The sequence below is a fragment of the Micromonospora sp. LHW51205 genome (assembly GCF_003315815.1).
Lineage (GTDB): Bacteria > Actinomycetota > Actinomycetes > Mycobacteriales > Micromonosporaceae > Micromonospora > Micromonospora chalcea.
The window spans coordinates 25316-42347 of sequence record NZ_QMEZ01000014.1; the positions used below are offsets into that span (position 1 = coordinate 25316).

Here is a 17032-nt window from a genome sequence, read left to right on the forward strand (position 1 = left end):
GGGCGGCGGCGGGGACCGGAGGGTCCCCGCCGCCGCCCTCGTACGGCGTTACTGCTTGAGCATGTTGTCCAGCAGCAGGGCGCAGCGGATCAGGCCCAGGTGGCTGTACGCCTGCGGGTGGTTGCCCAGCCCGCGCTCGGCCAGCGGGTCGTACTGCTCCGGCAGCAGCCCGGTCGGCCCGGCCGTGTCGACCATCTGGGTGAACAGCTCCTCCGCGTCGCTCCGGCGGCCGGTGCGCAGGTACGCCTCGATCAGCCACGACGTGCAGATGTGGAAGCCGCCCTCCCGGCCGGGCAGGCCGTCGTCCCAGTGGTACCGGTAGACGACCGGCCCGCTGCGCAGCTCCGCCTCGATCTTGAGCACGGTGGAGAGGAAGCGCGGGTCGTCACCGGCGAGCAGCCCGGAGATGCCGATCCACAGCGACGAGGCGTCCATCTCCTCGTAGCCGTAGGCGACGCTGTACGCCTCGGCCTCCGGGTGCCAGCCGTGCTCCAGCACGTTCGAGGCGATCCGGTCGCGCAGCTCGACCCACTCGGGCCGGTCCTCGCCGCCGTGCCGCCGTACGACGTGCAGCGCCCGGTCCACGGTCATCCAGAGCATGACCTTGGAGAAGACGTGGTGCCGCGGGGGGAGGCGGGCCTCCCAGATGCCGTGGTCGGGCTCGTGCCAGCGGCGGCGTACCGCCTCGACCATGTTCTCCAGCACCCGCCACTCGTCGTCGCGGATCGAGCCCCGGGCGTCGGCGACGGCCGCGATCAGGTCCGCGACCGGACCGAACACGTCGAGCTGGAGCTGGTGGTTGGCGAGGTTGCCGACCCGTACCGGCCGGGAGCCGGCGTAGCCGGGCAGCGTGTCGATGACCGCCTCGGCGCCCAGCTCGAAGCCGTCCACCGTGTAGAGCGGGTGCAGCCGCTCCGGGTGCCCGCCGGTGCGCTCGACCACGCCGTCGATCCAGCGCAGCAGACCTTCGGCCTCCTCGGTGGAGCCGAGGTCGACCAGCGCGCGGGCGGTCATCGCGGCGTCCCGGAGCCAGCAGTAGCGGTAGTCCCAGTTGCGGACACCGCCCAGCTCCTCGGGCAGCGACGTGGTGGCCGCGGCGAGGATCGAGCCGGTGGGCTCGTGGCAGAGCCCGCGCAGCGTCAGCGCGCTGCGGGCGACCAGGTCCCGGGCGGTGGCGGGCAGCCGCAGCGAGGCCACCCAGTCCTTCCAGGGCTGCTCGGCGGCGGCCTGCCGTTCGTGCACCGGCAGCCGGTGCGGCTCCAGGCTCTGGGTGCCGAAGCGCAGCTCCAGCACCACCTGGCCGCCGGCCGCCGACAGGTCGACCACCGCCTTCGCGGTCTCGTACCCGGCGTCGTTGGTGACCTCCCACTCGACGCCGGGGGAGTGCAGCGCGACCGGCTCGTTGGAGCCGAGCACCAGCAGGCCGTCGTCGAGCGGCTGGAGTTGCACCGCGACCTGGCCGAACTCGGGCCGTGGCGCGAACTCGACGCGGGCCCGCCCGGTGCCGCTGAGCACCCGGACCAGTGTGGAGTCGCCGCTGACCACGGCCGGGTCGTCCGGCGTGGTCTGCCGTACCGGTAGGTCGAGCCAGTCGGTCACGGTCAGGCCGGACCAGCGGGTCTCGACGGTCATCGTGTTGCTGCGGTAGCGCTGGCCGAGCGGGATGCCGCCGCGCTCCGGGCCGACCGTGAAGTGCCCGGCCGGGCTGCCGCCGACCAGGTCGGCGAAGATCGCCGCCGAGTCCGGCTTCGGGTGACACAGCCAGGTGATCTTCGCTTCCGGCGTGACGAGCGCGACGGTACGGCCGTTGGCGAGCATCGAGTGCCGCTCGATCGGCACCGCCCGCTCGCCGAACAGCCAGTGCCGCCGCGTCTCCAGCAGCAGCCCCAGTGCGCGGGCCGCCTCGATCGGCTCGGACACCCGGTAGTCGGCGCGGGTCTCGCCGGGGCCGATCTTGATGCCGACGTCCGGCCCGGTCAGGTTGCCGAACGCGTTCTCGTCGGTGACGTCGTCGCCGATGAACAGCACCGCGCTGGCGGCGAGCTGGGTCCGGAGCTGGTCGATCGCGGTGCCCTTGTTGGTGACCACCACCGACAGCTCGATGACTTCCTTGCCCTGGGTGACCGTCACGCCGTCCCAGGTCGCCGGCCCGTTGCGGACCGCCTCGACGGCCCGGGCGGCGGTGTGCGGGTCGACGCCGCGGGTGTGCACGGCGACGCTGGCGGGCTTGCGTTCCAGGCGGATGCCCGGATGCTCGGCGGCGATCTCCCGCAGCGCCTCGCGGAGCCGGTGCCGGACCGCGATCAGCTCGGGGGTGAGGCGCTCGACGAAGCCGATGTCGAACTCCGAGCCGTGGCTGCCGACGAGGTGCACCTCGCTGGGTAGCCGGGAGAGCGTGGCCAGGTCGCGCAGCGCGCGGCCGGAGACCACCGCGACGCTGGTCTGCGGCAGCGAGGCCAGAGCGCGTACCGCGGCCACCGACTCCGGCAGCGGAACGGCCTTGCTCGGGTCCTCGACGATCGGCGCGAGCGTGCCGTCGTAGTCGCAGGCGACCAGAAGCTGCGGAACCCGGGCGATGCGGCCGATCGCGGCACGCAGTTCGGGATCCAGCACGCCGCCGTGTGCGGCGGCGAGGGCGGGCGAGGTCACGCAGCCTCCGTATCTCCGACGCCGAGCTCGCTGAGGAACGACTTGGCCCAGTGGCCCACGTCGTGGCTGCGCAGATGGCGTTGCATGACGCGCATCCGGCGGCGGGCTTCGGGCTTTTCGACATGCACGGCCCGCAGCAACGCGTCCTTCACCGCGTCCGGGTCGTGGGGATTACACAGGAACGCCTGGCGCAGCTCGGTGGCAGCGCCGGCGAACTCACTGAGCACGAGCGCGCCGCCCTGGTCGGCGCGCGATGCGACGTACTCCTTGGCCACCAGATTCATTCCGTCTCGCAGCGGGGTCACCATCATGACGTCGGCCGCGACGTACATCGCGGCCAGTTCGGAGCGACTGTACGACTGATGCAGATAATGCACTGCAGGCACGCCGACCCGGCCGAATTCACCATTGATCCGGCCAACCTCGCGTTCCACCTTCACCCGAAGTGCCTGGTAGTGCTCCACACGCTCGCGGCTGGGCGTGGCGACCTGCACCATAACCGCGTCCGGAACTGTCAACTTTCCGTCAGCGAGGAGTTCGCGGAAGGCCTTCAGCCGGAGTTCGATGCCCTTGGTGTAGTCGAGCCGGTCGACGCCCAGGATGATCGTCTTCGGGTTGCCCAGCTCCTCGCGGATCTGCTTGGCGCGGGCCTGGATCGCCGGGTCCTCGGCCAGCCGCTCCATCTCCTTGGTGTCGATCGAGATGGGGAACGCGCCCGCCTTCACCTGCCGGCCGTCGACCTGGATCATCTGGCCCTCGTAGCGCAGGCCGAGCAGGTGCCGGGCCAGCCGGACGAAGTTCTGCGCCGCCAGCCGCTGCTGGAAACCGACAAGGTCCGCGCCGAGCAGGCCGCGCAGGATCTCGGTGCGGAACGGCATCTGCATGAACAGCTCGATCGGCGGGAACGGGATGTGCAGGAAGAAGCCGATCCGCAGGTCCGGCCGCAGCTCACGGAGCATCGCCGGCACCAGCTGGAGCTGGTAGTCCTGGACCCAGACCGTGGCGCCCTCGGCCGCCACGTCGGCCGCGGCCTCCGCGAACCGGGCGTTCACCAACCGGTACGCCTCGCGCCAGCGGCGCTTGTACGCGGGTGTCTCCACCGCGTCGTGGTAGAGCGGCCAGATCGTCGCGTTCGACTGGCCCTCGTAGTAGCGCTCCAGCTCCTCGGCGCTCAACGGCACCGGGTGCAGGCGGATGCCCTCCAGGTCGAACGGCTCGGGCGCGGCGCCGGTGCCGCCGGCCCACCCCACCCAGGTGCCCTGGTGCTCGGCGAGCACCGGGTGCAGCGCGGTCACCAGCCCGCCCGGGCTGCGCCGCCACTGCCGCCCCTCGGGTGTGCTCACCTCGTCGACCGGCAGGCGGTTGGCCACTACGACAAAGGAGCTACGGACGGTCACGATCGGCCACCTCCGGGTACTGACGGGTCCACCGCGATGAGCGTACTGAGCGTAGCTGCGGCCTCTGTTCCCCCGTGCCGGAGTTACCTACCCGTCCCAGAACCGCCGAACCCACCGCGTGATCTTGTCGACACCGGTGGCTCAGAGGTCGATGATCGGCCACTCCTTCGGCAGCACCTCACCGAGCAGCTCCCGCCGGTCCGTCACGATCGGCACGAGCGGATTGGCGGCGGCCTCCATGGCCAGCTGCGCGAGATCCATCCGCCCGGTCATCCGCCGCGACCAGCCTCCGAGGTAGGCGCACATGTCAGGTTCCACGGGGGTGATCTGCACCTGCGGCAGGGCGGCCAGCAGTTCCAGAAGCTCCCACTGCGGAGCCGTGGCCTGCTGATGGGCATGCGCCAGGCAGAGGGCGGGCACCAGCACGTCACGCGCGTAGTCGGCGGCCTCGGCGATCCTCGCACCGACGTCCTTGGCGCCCGAGGCATAGGCCAGCAGCGCGGCCGTGTCGAGCGCCAGGCCGAACTGCGTCACCGCCGCGCCTTCGCCCTGGCCGCAAGGACCTCCGACTGGAGCCGGGTGGCCCGCTCACGAAGCTCGGGCGTGATACTCGCGGTGAGCTGCTGCATCTCCGCGTGGGCCCGGGCCACGTCCTCGTCGGTGATCGTGACACCGGCGCGAGCGAGCAGCACCCGCGTCTGCTCGCCGGCCATCTGCCGACGCACGGCGCGCGCTACGAAGGCGGACACGTTCGGCTCCTTGGCCAGCCGCTCCGCGACGTCGTCCGGCAGGCTCACGGCGATCTTCTTGGTCATACGCCAAGTCTATTCAGTCATACCCGCGCCGGCAAGGAGGCGCGCCACCGTACCCCTGGGGTGGGGTGATGTGGGCGTGGCGGTCCGTACCTGTCAGGATTGACGGCGGCGTGCGTGCGGCCGGCTCCCGGCCGGCGGCGGCGGGCGGAGATCGACGCCCGCGCCCCGCACCCGACAAGCCCGCGAACGCAACCGACGGAGGTAGCCCGCACCGTGGCCCAGTTCATCTACGTCCTGGACAAGGCGCGCAAGGCGCACGGCGACAAGGTCGTGCTCGACAACGTGACGCTGAACTTCCTGCCGGGTGTCAAGATCGGGGTGGTCGGTCCGAACGGTGCCGGTAAGTCCAGCCTCCTCAAAATCATGGCAGGGCTGGACCGGCCGAGCAACGGCGAGGCCCGGCTCATGCCCGGCTACTCCGTCGGCATGCTCGCGCAGGAGCCGCCGCTCAACGAGGAGAAGACGGTCCTCGGCAACGTCGAGGAGGCGGTCGCCGAGACCAAGGCCAAGCTGGAGCGGTTCAACGCCATCGCCGAGCAGATGGCCACCGACTACTCCGACGAGCTGATGGAGGAGATGGGCAAGCTCCAGGAGGAGCTGGACGCCGCCGACGCGTGGGACATCGACTCCAAGCTCGAACTCGCGATGGACGCGCTGCGCTGCCCGCCGCCGGACGCCGACGTCACCAAGCTCTCCGGTGGAGAGCGCCGCCGGGTCGCGCTGTGCAAGCTGCTGCTGGAGGCGCCGGACCTGCTGCTGCTCGACGAGCCCACCAACCACCTGGACGCGGAGAGCGTGCAGTGGCTGGAGCAGCACCTGGCCAAGTACGCCGGCACCGTCCTGGCGATCACCCACGACCGGTACTTCCTGGACAACGTGGCCAACTGGATCCTGGAGCTGGACCGCGGCCGGGCCTACCCGTACGAGGGCAACTACTCCACCTACCTGGAGAAGAAGGCCGCCCGGCTCTCCGTCGAGGGACGCCGCGACGCCAAGATGAAGAAGCGGCTGTCCGAGGAACTGGAGTGGGTCCGCTCGAACGCCAAGGCTCGGCAGACCAAGTCCAAGGCCCGCCTGGACCGCTACGACGAGATGGCCGCCGAGGCGGAGAAGACCCGGAAGCTGGACTTCGAGGAGATCCAGATCCCGCCGGGCCCGCGACTGGGCAACACGGTCATCGAGGCGCAGAACCTGACAAAGGCGTTCGGCGACCGGGTGCTGATCGACGACCTGTCGTTCTCGCTGCCCCGCAACGGCATCGTCGGCATCATCGGCCCGAACGGCGTCGGCAAGACCACGCTGTTCAAGACCATCGTCGGGCTGGAGCAGCCGACCAGCGGCTCGGTCCGGGTCGGCGAGACGGTCTCGCTGTCGTACGTCGACCAGAACCGGCAGGGCCTGGACGGCGACAAGACGGTCTGGGAGGTCGTCTCCGACGGGCTGGACCACCTCATGGTGGGCAAGGTCGAGATGCCGTCCCGGGCGTACATCGCGGCGTTCGGCTTCAAGGGGCCGGACCAGCAGAAGCCGACGAAGGTGCTCTCCGGCGGCGAGCGCAACCGGCTCAACCTGGCGCTGACGCTGAAGATCGGCGGCAACGTGATCCTGCTCGACGAGCCGACGAACGACCTGGACGTGGAGACGCTGTCCAGCCTGGAGAACGCGCTGCTGGAGTTCCCCGGCTGCGCCGTGGTCATCTCCCACGACCGGATGTTCCTGGACCGGGTCGCCACGCACATCCTGGCCTGGGAGGGCGACGACCAGAACCCGGCGAAGTGGTTCTGGTTCGAGGGCAACTTCGAGGCGTACGAGAAGAACAAGATCGACCGGCTCGGCGCCGAGGCGGCCCGGCCGCACCGGGTGACCTACCGCAAGCTCACCCGTGACTGACCGCTTCGTCTACCACTGCGCGTTGCGCTGGTCCGACCTGGACGCGTACGGCCACGTCAACAACGCCCGCTTCCTCACGCTCTACGAGGAGGCCCGGGTGGCGATGATGTTCGCCGGTGGCCGGGCGTGGGGAGTGGGCTCGTTCGCCGACGGGGTGGTCATCCGCCGGCACGAGGTCGACTATCTGCGCCCGGTCGACTACGCGCTCGGCCGGGCCAGCGCGGAGGCGGCCCCGACCGTGCGGATCGAGCTGTGGGTGGACCAGATCCGCAACGCCTCGTTCTCGGTCGCCTACGAGCTGTACGACGGCGACACGCTGGCCAGCACCGCCCGGTCGGTGCTGGTGCCGTTCGACCTCGCCGCCCAGCGGCCACGCCGGATCTCGCCGGACGAGCGCGCGTTCCTGCTCCGCTACGCGCCGGGGCTGAGCGGATGAAGACCGGGCACGGGCTGACCGGGGTGGCCGACGCGGGGGCCTTCCTGGCCCGGCTGGTCCGGTTCGACCCGGCCACGGTGGTCCGCCTGCGGCCGGTGCCCGGCGCCGGGCGTACGGCGCTCTGGGCGCGGCTGCCCTGGGGGGTGCTCGTGGTCCGTACCGTGCCCGGCGCCGCCCCCGGTGACGTCACTGTGGCCGCGGGGGAGCTGCTGGCCGAACTCTCCGCCGGGGGCGCGGCGCTGCCGGTACGGCGGGACGACGGCTGGCGCTGGCAGCTCCCACCGGCTGCCAGCCGCGTGGTGGAGACGCTGCCCGGCGCGGAGTTGCGCCGGATCGCGGAGGCGGCGGCCGGGACGCTGCGCGAGGCGGCCACGCACGGGGTGGCCGGCCGCGCGGTGGGTCAGCGGGTGCTGCGGGACGCGCTGCTGGACCACGTCGCCGTGGTGGTGACGCCGGACGAGGACCCGCGCATGCCGGTGGAGGTGTCGCAGCGGCTGGTGCAGGGTCTGGTCCGGATGGGCTTCGCCGGTAGCGGCGAGGACGACGTTCAGGTGCGGGTCGCCGGCCGGTGGGTCGGGCTCGTCGGTCCGTTCGGGGCGGTGTGGTCGCGTACCGTCGCCGATCTTGCACTCAGGCCGATGCCGGGTCAGCCGAAAGTATGACCCATCATCGGCCTTCCGGTTTGGGGCGGCCGTTGGGGGGATGCCTCATGCCGCCTGTCCGGGTACCGTCCTTCCTCGGATCCAACGCACCGTAGGCGATTGGATCCGCTGGGGAGTGAGGTGCGCGAGCGATGCCGTGGTGGTCATGGCGCCCTGGTCCCGCCGCTGGCGGCGAACCGGAGACTCGAAGCGGAGTCACAGTGGATGACACCATCCGGGTGGGGCCACCTACCCCGCGCCAGCCGGGAGACGACGCGCCGGCACCCGAGCGCCCGGCCCTGGCGGACATGCCGGCCACTGTCGCCCCGGTCACCCTGAGCCGGGTCTGCGACGCGCTCGACCTGCTGGACGTGCGCTACCTGGCCGACGGCGGCGGCAACCTGCTGGCCATGTGGGAGCGGCACGCCGTGCTCGTCGCGCTGGAGGGCCCGGAGGACGAGATCCTGGTGATGCGGGCCCGCCCGCACGCCACCGTCCCGCCGGACTGGGCCGACCGGGCGTACCGGGTGGTCAACGAGTGGAACCACACCCGCCGCTTCTGCAAGGCGTACATCGGCGACCCGACCGAGCGCGGCCAGCTCCCGATCTACGCCGAACTCCAGGTCCCGCTCGGCGCCGGGGCCCACGACGCGCTGCTCGTCGAGATGCTCGACTGCGGCGCCGCGGTCGCCACCACGTTCGTCGACTGGCTGCACGACGAGGGCGCGCTGCTCTGAGAGCCGGGCGGCTCAGCCGGCCGCCGGGTCCTCCATCACGTTCACCATGAAGTAGGCGGCCCGCTCCAGGTAGTCCCAGAGCGCGCCGGCGAGCTGCGGCGGCAGGTCCAGCGCGTCCACCGCCCGGCGCATGTGCAGCAACCAGGCGTCGCGCTCCGCGGCGCCGATCCGGAACGGGGCGTGCCGCATCCGCAGCCGGGGGTGCCCGCGCTGCTCGGAGTAGGTGCGCGGCCCACCCCAGTACTGGATGAGGAAGAGGGTCAGCCGGTCCGCCGCCGGGCCCAGATCCTCCTCCGGGTACATCGGCCGCAGCAGCGGGTCCTCGGCGACGCCGGCGTAGAACTCGTCCACCAGCTTGCGGAAGGCCGGTTCACCGCCGATCGCCTCGAAGAGGGTCATCGACTCGCCTGGGGAAGTCACGCTTCCATCCTGCCAGGTGCGCCCCCGCGGTCGCGCCCGCCCGCGGGGCGGCGCGGATCACGTCACCGCGTGCCGGCGCCGGCCGTGCTCCCGGCCCCGGTCGCCCGCCGCCGGGCCACGCGCGGCGTGCGTGGGCGCGGCGGCGTCCGGGGCCGACTCGGCGCGGGCGGCCGCGATCGCCGCGTCGATGGTGCGCGGCCGAGGCCAGGCGAACGCCGCGACGAGCATCAGCAGCACGCCCGCCGCGCTCCACGCGCCGACCACCGACGGGACGGAGAACCGCTCGGCGAGGGCGCCGGTGGCGAGCACCGCGGCGCCCTGGATGACCTGGGTGCCGGTGGCCATCACCCCGAACGCCCGGGCCCGGTAGCCGTCCGGCAGGGCCTGCACGAACAGCCCGTTGGCGACCGGCACCAGCCCGGCGACGGCGAAGCCGCACGCCGCGGCGAGCAACGCCACCACGGACGGGGCCGGGTCGAGGAGCGCGGGCACGAGCACCGCCGGCGCGATCACCATCAGCGGCCGCATCAGCGCCAACCGGCGCGCCGGGGCGATCAGCCGCCCGATGATCACCCCGCCGAGGACGTATCCGACCGGACCGGCGGCCATGATGACCGCCTGGGCGGTGCCGGCGTCCATCGTGCCGTCGGTGCGCTCGGCGGCCCAGCCGGCGGCCAGCCCTTCGGGGACGATCGAGAACAGCATCGCGCTGAACACCAGCATCGCGATGGCCCGCAGCACCGGCCGTTCGAAGACGATGCGGAAGCCCTGGCCGGTCTCCCGCAGCAGGTGGCTGCGGTGCTTCGCGGTCATCGTCGACGGCCGGTCGCGTACGCCGACGCGGACCAGCAGGGCCGACAGGGCGAAGGTCGCCGCGTTGACGAGCAGCGCGGCGTTCGGGTTCAGCGCGGCGATGGTCGCGCCGATCAGGTAGCCGACGACCTGGGCGGCCTGGGACGCGCTGGTGAACGCGGACAGGCCCACCACCAGCCGGTCGCCGGTGAGGATCTGCGGCATCACCGCCGAGCGCGCCGCCTGGCTCGGCGGATTCGCGAGCGTGGCCAGGAAGATCAGCGCGAGGACCGACCAGGCCGGCATGAACGGCATGGCGACGAGCACCATCAGCGCCATCCGGATCAGGTCGCAGATCACCATGACCCGGCGGTAGCGGTGCCGCTCGGCGAGCGCGGAGAGCAACGGGCCACCGAGCAGCCAGGGCAGATAGCTGACCGCGAACGCGGCGGCGGAGAGCGCGACCGATTCGGTCTCGCGCAGCACGAGCACGGTGACCGCGGCCTTGGCGAGATAGTCGCCGACCCAGGAGAGGATGTTGGCGGCGAAGAGCGCCCGGAACTCCGGCTGACCGAACACGTCGCGGAAGGTGGCCGGGCCCTCCTGGGCGGGTCGCTCGTCGGACACCGTCGCCTCCATCGTTCCTGGTCGACCACTTGTGATGGCCCGACCGGGAACCGTCGTCAGATCAACCGATCAGCGAGGACACGAGCACGCTCCCCGGTGGAGCGTGTTCACCGGATTCTGCCCGATCGTCTGACAACTGGCTAGGGTGAACGGATTGATCGTCGCATCTCCGACTGAACCGAACGGACGATACCCGAGGGGCCGCGCGGAGCGCGACCCCCGGAAAATAGTCCGGCTTGTCCGGCGACTCAGGTGGGTCCGCTGGTCCCCGTGCCCTCGGCAGTGGGCGTCGCCGGCGTCTGGGGCGGCAGCCCGGGGAAGAGCCGGGCCGCCGCGATCTGCGCGGTGATCCCGGAGTTCTCCAGCGCCTCGGCGAGGCGGCGGCGCAGCTCCCGGCCCACCGCGAACTGCCCGTCCGCGGTGGTCTTGACGACGGTACGGATCACCGTGCCGTCCACGGTGATCTGCTCGACGCCGAGGACCTCCGGCGCCTCGACGATCTTCGGCGCCAGCTCCGGGTCCAGCGCCACCGACGCCGCCGCGGTACGCAGCACCGCCGTGGCCTCCTCGGTGCCGGCGAAGCCGATCGGCAGGTCGACCACGACCAGGGCCCAACCCTGACTCTTGTTGCCGACGCGGACGATCTCCCCGTTGCGGATGTACCAGAGCACCCCGCGGCCGTCACGGACCGTGGTCACCCGCAGGCCCACCGCCTCCACCACGCCCGTCGCCTCGCCGAGGTCGACCGTGTCACCGACGCCGTACTGGTCCTCGATCAACATGAACAGGCCGGCGATCAGGTCCTTGACCAGGCTCTGCGCGCCGAAACCGAGCGCCACGCCGGCGATGCCCGCGCTGGCCAGCAGCGGGGCCAGGTCGAAGCTGAACTCCTTGAGCACCATCAGCAACGCGATGCCGAACACGAACGCGGTGACCATGCTGCGCAGCACCGACCCGATCGCCTCGGCCCGCTGCCGCCGCCGCTCCGGCACGAACTGGTCCGGGTCGAGCGTGGCGCTGGGAATCCGTTCCCGCAGCGGGCGGAGCATGGTCGGCACCGCGCCGTCGGTGGTGGTCCGCACCAGCCGGTTGATGGTCCGGTGCAGCGCCCAGCGGGCGGCCACCGCGAGCAGCAGGATCAGCGCCACCCGCAGCGGCTTGAACAGGATCCAGTAGCTGCTCTCGGCGAACCAGGCGGAGTCGGTGACCCGGTACACCCACTCGCAGGAGCTGCTGCCCTGGCAGTCCGGCCGCCGGTCGGAGACGGCGGACAGCAGGGCGGAGATCAGGTCGGAGAGATTCACAGTGCTTTCGTACCGCACCCGCGTCGCCCGTCCGGCGCGGACCCACCGCCGGCCGGGCAACCCGCCCTGCTTCCTGCTCCGTTGTACCGGGGGGCGGCAAAAACGCCCCGGCCCGCACGGGGGCCCCGCGACTGGCCGTCCAGCGCGCAGCTGGGCGGAGCAAGGGGAAAAGCGACATGACGGAGGAACTCTTAGGCGCGCGCCGATCCTGGTCCCGTCGTCAGGTGCTGACGGTGGTGGCGGCGGCGGCCGGCGCCGCGCCGCTGGTGGCGACCGGGGCGGCGAAACTGTCTGCCGAATCGCCGGTCAAGTTCCGCAGCGACCCGTTCGAGATCCGCGATCTGCCGCAGGGGCAGCGGCCCTACTACAGCGGGGTGCGGCTGCCGCTCGTCGACACGGGCACGCACGACGAGCACGGCGTACGCATGGCGCTGCTCACCGGGAAGCTCTACGACCATCCGGTGGCCCAGGCCCAGTACGGCATCAACCTGCTGGAGAGTTACCGGGTCACCGGCGATCAGGTGTACCTCAAGCGGGCGATGGCGCAGGCGCAGCGCCTGATCGACAGGCGGGTCGTGCGGCGGGACGCCTGGTTCTACCCGTACCGGTTCCGGCACGCCATGCACCGCGGCACCGACGTCTACGAGACGCCGTGGTACTCGATGATGGCCCAGGGGCAGGCGATGAGCCTCTTCGTCCGGCTGGCGCAGATCGTCGGCGAGCGCACCCACTGGCGGCAGGCGGCCGACTCGACGTTCGCGTCCTACCTGCTCCCGCCGGTGGGCGGCCTGCCGTGGGGGGTGTACGTCAAGGACGGGCTGCTCTGGCTTGAGGAGTACGCCCACCCGACGCGGGTGCGCGGCGACCAGACCTACAACGGGCACGTCTTCTCGGCCTTCGGGCTCTGGGACTACTGGAGCCTGAGCCGCGACGCCCGGGCCCGCCAGATGCTCCAGGGCGCGATCACCACCGCCCGGGACGCCCACCACCTCGTCCGCACCCGCCAGTGGCGGAGCCGGTACTGCCTCACCCACCGCAAGGACGCGGGCATGTACCACTCGACGCACATCATCCAGCACGCCGTGCTGCACGCGATCACCGGCGACCCGACCTTCGCCGGGATCATGGACCTGTTCTACTCCGACCACCCCACCTACGGGGTGTCCGGAACGATCCGGCTCGCCCCCGGGGACCACGTCGGCTACAAGTTCGACGCGTCCGGCACGGTCCTGGACCGCAAGCGGATCTCCCTGACCAGGCCGACCGAGGCGGCCTCCACGGAACGGCACAAGGTGATGCGGCAGACCGGCATCTGGTACGACATCAGCGAGGGGAGCCTGAGCGGCTACCTGGTCCAGGAGATCCCCGGCCGGTCGTACCAGATCGGGAGAGCGGCGCCGATCGGCTACCGCATCCCGCGCTCGGCGGTGGTCGTCGCCGCGCCCGGCAGGGCGTACTCCCTGGACGACGCCGGGAAGGTGACGGCGGTGACCGCCGGCCTCGCCGTCGGTGACACCGTGACAGTGGATCTGCGCGCCGCCATCGACGGCGTCCAGCACTACCGCCTGGCCGCCGGCCCGCACGAGGGCCAGTGGGTCCGGCTGGGCACCCTGCGTAGCGTCGGCACGGCGTAGCGCGAGCGCGCCGGACCGCCCCGGTGCGGGTGATCCGGTGGGCCGCTTGCAGATTCGTGCGTGCAATCGAGGGCGCGATCAGGGACTATTGGCGCAACGGACGTCGGTGATCCGGCCGGCGTCGGAATTCGTTCCGCGCTGTTCGCGGGCGGTTCCGGCGCGCAGACGGCGGGAGCGGCTGGACCGGGAGGGTGAGCGCGATGCCTGACATACGACCCACGGCGGGCTCCGGTGCGCTCGTTCTCAACGCCACCTACGAACCCCTGTGCGTCGTGTCGGTGCGTCGTGCCGCGATCCTCGTGCTCTCCGCCAAGGCGATCTGCGTCGCCGACGGCGAGGGCATCCTGCACAGCGCGCGCAACGCGTTACCGGTGCCCTCAGTGGTACGCCTGACCCGCTACGTGCGGGTGCCCTACCGCACCCACGTCGGGCTGTCCCGGCGGGCCGTGTTCGCCCGCGACGGGTGGCGGTGCGCGTACTGCCGGGGGCCGGCTGAGACCATCGACCACGTGTTCCCGCGCAGCCGGGGTGGCCGGCACGCCTGGGAGAACGTGGTCGCCGCGTGCGCGCGGTGCAACCACACCAAAGGCGACAAGACGCCGGCCGAGCTGGGCTGGCGGCTGCACCACCTGCCGGCCGCCCCGAAAGGGGCGGCCTGGCGGGTTCTCGGGCACCGCGCGCCCGACCCGCGCTGGGCGGACTGGCTCGACCTGCGCGAGCCCGAGTCCGAGGCGGCCTGACCGGAGCGCTCAGCGCGCCTTGACCAGCGAGGCGTAGACGACCAGGTTGTCCGCGTACCCGGTCTCGCCGCCCACCCAGCGCCCACCGCAGGTGATCAGCCGCAGGTTGGGCCGGCTGAAGTCGCCGTAGACGTCCTCCACCGGCAGCTTCTCCTTGCCGTACCGCTCGATCGAGGTCACCTCGAACACCGCCACCGAGCGGTCCTCGCGGGTCACCTCGATCCGGTCGCCGTCGTCGAGGTTCTTCAGCCCGTGGAAGACGGCCGGCCCGGTGGTGGTGTCGACGTGCCCGACGAGCACCGCCGGGCCGTACTGGCCGGGGGTGGGGCCCTGGTCGTACCAGCCGACCTCGCCGGCCCGGTCCACGTCCGGCACGTCGATGCTGCCGTCCGGCGCGATTCCGACGCGGTGCACCGGCGCGCGCAGGTCGAGCTTGCCGATGCTCAGGTCGGTCGGCGGGCTGGCCGGCAGCACCGGGAACTTCTTCGGCGGCGGGCGCAGGCCGGCGACGATCCGGTCCGGCAGCACGCTGACCCCGGTCACCCGTTCCAGCCCGAGCATGGCCACGATCAGCGCCATCACGCTCGCCACCACGAGCACCGGGACGCCGGGGTTGCGGCTCGGGGCGTACCGGCGGGTGGTGGCCGGTGCGGCGCGGGCCGGGACCGGCCGCGGGTCGGCGGTGGTGACGCTGGCCGTGAAGGCGTGCCCGGCGACATGGGCGAACCGGCGCGCGGCCCGGGACGTCAGCCGCAGCGCGGCCCGGAGCCGTTTCGCGCGCTCCGGCGGCCGGCGGCCGGCGGCACGACGGCGGGTGCGGTCCGCCGCCGGGCCGGCGCGGTCCCGGCGGCGCGATTTGCGGGCCATGTCGGCGCCTCGTCAGACGCGGTTACCGGTCTTGCGGCGGGCGCTCACGCCGGCCACCACTGCCACCGCCACCAGCCCGCCGACCAGCAGCAGCGAGCCGGTGCCCCGGCCGCCCGCGGCGCCCCCACCGCCGGTCGCCGGTCCCTTGCTCGGCTGCGCCATGTTCAGCACGGTGAGCATGGTCGAGGCGGTGTTGCCGTTGGAGCAGTCCAGGTTCACCGGGTAGTCGCCGGGCGCCTTGTTGCCGGGCACGGTGACCGAGCCGGTGAGGAAGCCGTTGTCGGGTCGCAGCGTCACCCGCCCGAAGGCGTCCGAGGTGACCTGGGCCTGACGGTTGTTGCTGTTGTCGCAGCCGGCCCGCAGGCTCACCCGGGAACCGGCCTGGACGCTGTTCGGCGTCACCTCGATGAACACGCTCTCGCCGGCCCGCGCCGGTGGCGCGGTCGCCAGGACGAACGTCGCGACCAGGCCGAACAGGCCCAGTACGGACGACAGCACGCGGTGTGACAGGAGCCCTCGCATGGTTCCCCCCTCCCGGCGCGACGGTGCGCCGGACCCACTGACGGGCAGCGGCGGCTGCTTTCCCGGGGGGCGGGGGAAGCTAACGAGGCGCCTTCACCACGGGATGCCAGGCCAGCGGCGTGGAGAGCACCATCGTGCTGGACGGCTGGCCGTACGGGGCGAGCCGGTCGATGACCTCCTCGAACTCGCCCATGTTGGTGGCGGCGACCTTGAGCATGCTGCAGGCGTCCCCGGTGATCCGGTGGATCTCCATGATCTCCGGCCAGCCGGCCACCTCGGGGTCGTTGAGGATGCAGCGCGCGCCGTAACAGGACATCCGGATCAGGGCGAGCACCGTGCGTCCGGCCCGGGTGAGGTCGACGTGGGCGTGGTAGCCGGTGATCACGCCGGACTCCTCCAGCCGCCGCACCCGTTCGGCCACCGCGGGCGGGGACAGGTGGACCCGGCGGGACAACTCGCTGTACGAGAGCCGGGCGTCGGCCTGGAGCTCACGCAGCAACGCCCAGTCCATGTCGTCCACGCGGGGACCTTCCTTCCGTAAAGGGAGCGACGCGAGATGGTTTCGGTTCGCGAGGTGAGAACACCATACCGCCGTTGAACAGGCATTCCATTCGGCCGCCCACCAGCGGGATCATGACGTCTACCCCGCGCACGGACGGAGAACGACTGTGGAACAGACGACGGCGGTGCGCCCGGTAACCCCCCAGGAACGGGCGGCTCGGGCGGCACGCAACGGCGGCGAGCCGACGCTGGAATTCGCCGAGCGCGTGCCGTACGACGCCTACGTACGGGCCAGCACCCTGCACCGGCTCCAGGAGCCGCTCAGCGACGACCCGGGCGAGATGTCCTTCCTGATGGTCAGCCAGATCATGGAGCTGTACTTCGGGCTGACCTGCCACGAGCTGCGGCACGCCAAGCGTGAGCTGCGCGAGGACCGGATCTGGGAGGCGCTGGCCCCGCTGCGCCGGGCCGCCCTGCACCTGGAGGGCCTCAACGCGGCCTGGCACGGCCTGCGCTGGATGAGCCCGGCCGACTTCAACCGCTTCCGCGACCGGCTCGGCGAGGGCTCCGGCTTCCAGTCCGCGATGTACCGGCAGCTGGAGTTCCTGCTCGGCCTGCGCGACCGGGCGCTGATCCGCCCGTTCCGCCGGCAGACCGACGTGTACGACGAGCTGACCGCCGCGCTGGCCACGCCGAGCCTCTGGGACGAGGTGGTGGCGCTGCTGGCCCGCAAGGGCTTCGACGTGCCGGCCGAGCTGCTGTCCCGGGACGTCAACGCCGAGCACGAGGCGCACCCGGCGATCGAGGCGGCCTGGGTCCGGATCTACGGCGACAGCGGCCCGGACAACCACCTGCGCCTGCTCGGCGACGCGCTGACCGAGATCGCCGAGGAGTTCGGCGACTGGCGCTGGAACCACGTCAAGGCCGTGCAGCGCACCATGGGCGCCAAGGTCGGCAGCGGCGGTTCCGCCGGACTGGCATGGTTGCAGCGCAGCATGGCCCGGGTGGTCTTCCCGGAGCTGTGGTCGGCCCGCACCGCGATGTGACGAGAGAGAACAGC

General features: G+C 72.0%; 17 protein-coding genes. 7 read left to right on the forward strand and 10 right to left on the reverse strand.

Annotated elements, in window-relative coordinates; translation table 11 throughout:
* Positions 1-48 precede the first annotated feature (48 nt).
* The 4 genes from otsB to DQE82_RS29735 all read right to left on the reverse strand — a co-directional run bounded on the left by otsB (position 49) and on the right by DQE82_RS29735 (position 4861).
* Positions 49-2649, reverse strand: coding sequence for a trehalose-phosphatase (otsB, locus tag DQE82_RS29720; protein WP_043328885.1), 2601 nt, complete (start codon positions 2647-2649; stop codon positions 49-51).
* Positions 2646-4046 (reverse strand): trehalose-6-phosphate synthase, encoded by a 1401-nt coding sequence (locus DQE82_RS29725; RefSeq protein ID WP_043328887.1) that lies wholly within the window; start codon positions 4044-4046, stop codon positions 2646-2648. The genes otsB and DQE82_RS29725 overlap by 4 nt, the downstream gene beginning before the upstream one ends.
* A 141-nt stretch (positions 4047-4187) precedes the next feature.
* Positions 4188-4580 (reverse strand): hypothetical protein, encoded by a 393-nt coding sequence (locus DQE82_RS29730; RefSeq protein WP_051611384.1) that lies wholly within the window; start codon positions 4578-4580, stop codon positions 4188-4190.
* The gene (locus tag DQE82_RS29735) at positions 4577-4861 is read right to left on the reverse strand and encodes a hypothetical protein (protein WP_113974807.1); all 285 of its coding nucleotides are present in this window, start codon (positions 4859-4861) and stop codon (positions 4577-4579) included. Before DQE82_RS29735 ends, DQE82_RS29730 begins: the two co-directional genes overlap by 4 nt.
* 213 nt (positions 4862-5074) lie before the next feature.
* Here DQE82_RS29735 and ettA point away from each other — a divergent pair, with 213 nt between their 5' ends.
* From ettA to DQE82_RS29755, 4 genes are all read left to right on the forward strand, one after another.
* Positions 5075-6751, forward strand: coding sequence for an energy-dependent translational throttle protein EttA (ettA, locus tag DQE82_RS29740; protein ID WP_043328893.1), 1677 nt, complete (start codon positions 5075-5077; stop codon positions 6749-6751).
* Entirely contained in the window at positions 6744-7187 is a 444-nt protein-coding gene (locus tag DQE82_RS29745) for a thioesterase family protein (RefSeq protein ID WP_043328894.1), read from the forward strand. Before ettA ends, DQE82_RS29745 begins: the two co-directional genes overlap by 8 nt.
* Positions 7184-7849: a hypothetical protein gene (locus DQE82_RS29750; RefSeq protein WP_113974808.1), complete on the forward strand. Its 666-nt coding sequence runs from the start codon at positions 7184-7186 to the stop codon at positions 7847-7849. Before DQE82_RS29745 ends, DQE82_RS29750 begins: the two co-directional genes overlap by 4 nt.
* Before the next feature lie 131 nt (positions 7850-7980).
* Positions 7981-8565 carry a YbjN domain-containing protein gene (locus DQE82_RS29755; protein ID WP_043328898.1) on the forward strand — a complete coding sequence of 195 codons (585 nt, stop codon included), beginning with the start codon at positions 7981-7983 and terminating at the stop codon, positions 8563-8565.
* Positions 8566-8577: 12 nt separating this feature from the next.
* Here the strand turns inward: DQE82_RS29755 and DQE82_RS29760 are convergent, their stop codons facing one another.
* The 3 genes from DQE82_RS29760 to DQE82_RS29770 all read right to left on the reverse strand — a co-directional run bounded on the left by DQE82_RS29760 (position 8578) and on the right by DQE82_RS29770 (position 11708).
* Positions 8578-8964 (reverse strand): globin, encoded by a 387-nt coding sequence (locus DQE82_RS29760; protein WP_113974809.1) that lies wholly within the window; start codon positions 8962-8964, stop codon positions 8578-8580.
* Between the two features lie 78 nt (positions 8965-9042).
* Positions 9043-10416, reverse strand: a complete 1374-nt coding sequence (locus DQE82_RS29765; protein WP_064448651.1) for an MFS transporter — start codon at positions 10414-10416, stop codon at positions 9043-9045.
* 236 nt (positions 10417-10652) lie between these two features.
* Positions 10653-11708, reverse strand: a complete 1056-nt coding sequence (locus tag DQE82_RS29770; RefSeq protein ID WP_231915658.1) for a mechanosensitive ion channel family protein — start codon at positions 11706-11708, stop codon at positions 10653-10655.
* 176 nt (positions 11709-11884) lie between these two features.
* Between DQE82_RS29770 and DQE82_RS29775 the strand changes: the two genes are divergently transcribed.
* Both DQE82_RS29775 and DQE82_RS29780 read left to right on the forward strand, forming a co-directional pair.
* A complete protein-coding gene (locus DQE82_RS29775; protein ID WP_113974810.1) occupies positions 11885-13342 on the forward strand; it encodes a D-glucuronyl C5-epimerase family protein in 1458 nt (485 codons plus the stop codon).
* 200 nt (positions 13343-13542) lie between these two features.
* Positions 13543-14082 carry an HNH endonuclease gene (locus tag DQE82_RS29780; RefSeq protein WP_030502198.1) on the forward strand — a complete coding sequence of 180 codons (540 nt, stop codon included), beginning with the start codon at positions 13543-13545 and terminating at the stop codon, positions 14080-14082.
* A 9-nt stretch (positions 14083-14091) separates the two neighbouring features.
* Here the strand turns inward: DQE82_RS29780 and DQE82_RS29785 are convergent, their stop codons facing one another.
* The 3 genes from DQE82_RS29785 to DQE82_RS29795 form a co-directional block, all read right to left on the reverse strand.
* A complete protein-coding gene (locus DQE82_RS29785) occupies positions 14092-14949 on the reverse strand; it encodes a class F sortase (RefSeq protein WP_043328904.1) in 858 nt (285 codons plus the stop codon).
* A gap of 12 nt (positions 14950-14961) precedes the next feature.
* Entirely contained in the window at positions 14962-15471 is a 510-nt protein-coding gene (locus DQE82_RS29790; RefSeq protein WP_043328906.1) for a hypothetical protein, read from the reverse strand.
* Positions 15472-15550: 79 nt separating this feature from the next.
* Positions 15551-15991, reverse strand: coding sequence for an Lrp/AsnC family transcriptional regulator (locus DQE82_RS29795; protein WP_030502195.1), 441 nt, complete (start codon positions 15989-15991; stop codon positions 15551-15553).
* Positions 15992-16139: 148 nt separating this feature from the next.
* Here DQE82_RS29795 and DQE82_RS29800 point away from each other — a divergent pair, with 148 nt between their 5' ends.
* On the forward strand, positions 16140-17018 hold the full coding sequence (locus tag DQE82_RS29800; RefSeq protein WP_113974811.1) for a tryptophan 2,3-dioxygenase: 879 nt from the start codon (positions 16140-16142) through the stop codon (positions 17016-17018).
* The last annotated feature ends 14 nt before the right edge of the window (positions 17019-17032 follow it).

Bases quoted from the DNA above. Each gene is read 5' to 3' on its own strand.
- DQE82_RS29760 (WP_113974809.1), bottom strand. From the start codon at position 8,964: ATGACCCTCTTCGAGGCGATCGGCGGTGAACCGGCCTTCCGCAAGCTG.
- DQE82_RS29765 (WP_064448651.1), bottom strand. From the start codon at position 10,416: ATGGAGGCGACGGTGTCCGACGAGCGACCCGCCCAGGAGGGCCCGGCC.
- DQE82_RS29735 (WP_113974807.1), bottom strand. From the start codon at position 4,861: ATGACCAAGAAGATCGCCGTGAGCCTGCCGGACGACGTCGCGGAGCGG.
- DQE82_RS29785 (WP_043328904.1), bottom strand. From the start codon at position 14,949: ATGGCCCGCAAATCGCGCCGCCGGGACCGCGCCGGCCCGGCGGCGGAC.
- DQE82_RS29780 (WP_030502198.1), top strand. From the start codon at position 13,543: ATGCCTGACATACGACCCACGGCGGGCTCCGGTGCGCTCGTTCTCAAC.
- DQE82_RS29790 (WP_043328906.1), bottom strand. From the start codon at position 15,471: ATGCGAGGGCTCCTGTCACACCGCGTGCTGTCGTCCGTACTGGGCCTG.
- DQE82_RS29775 (WP_113974810.1), top strand. From the start codon at position 11,885: ATGACGGAGGAACTCTTAGGCGCGCGCCGATCCTGGTCCCGTCGTCAG.
- DQE82_RS29755 (WP_043328898.1), top strand. From the start codon at position 7,981: ATGCCGTGGTGGTCATGGCGCCCTGGTCCCGCCGCTGGCGGCGAACCG.
- DQE82_RS29750 (WP_113974808.1), top strand. From the start codon at position 7,184: ATGAAGACCGGGCACGGGCTGACCGGGGTGGCCGACGCGGGGGCCTTC.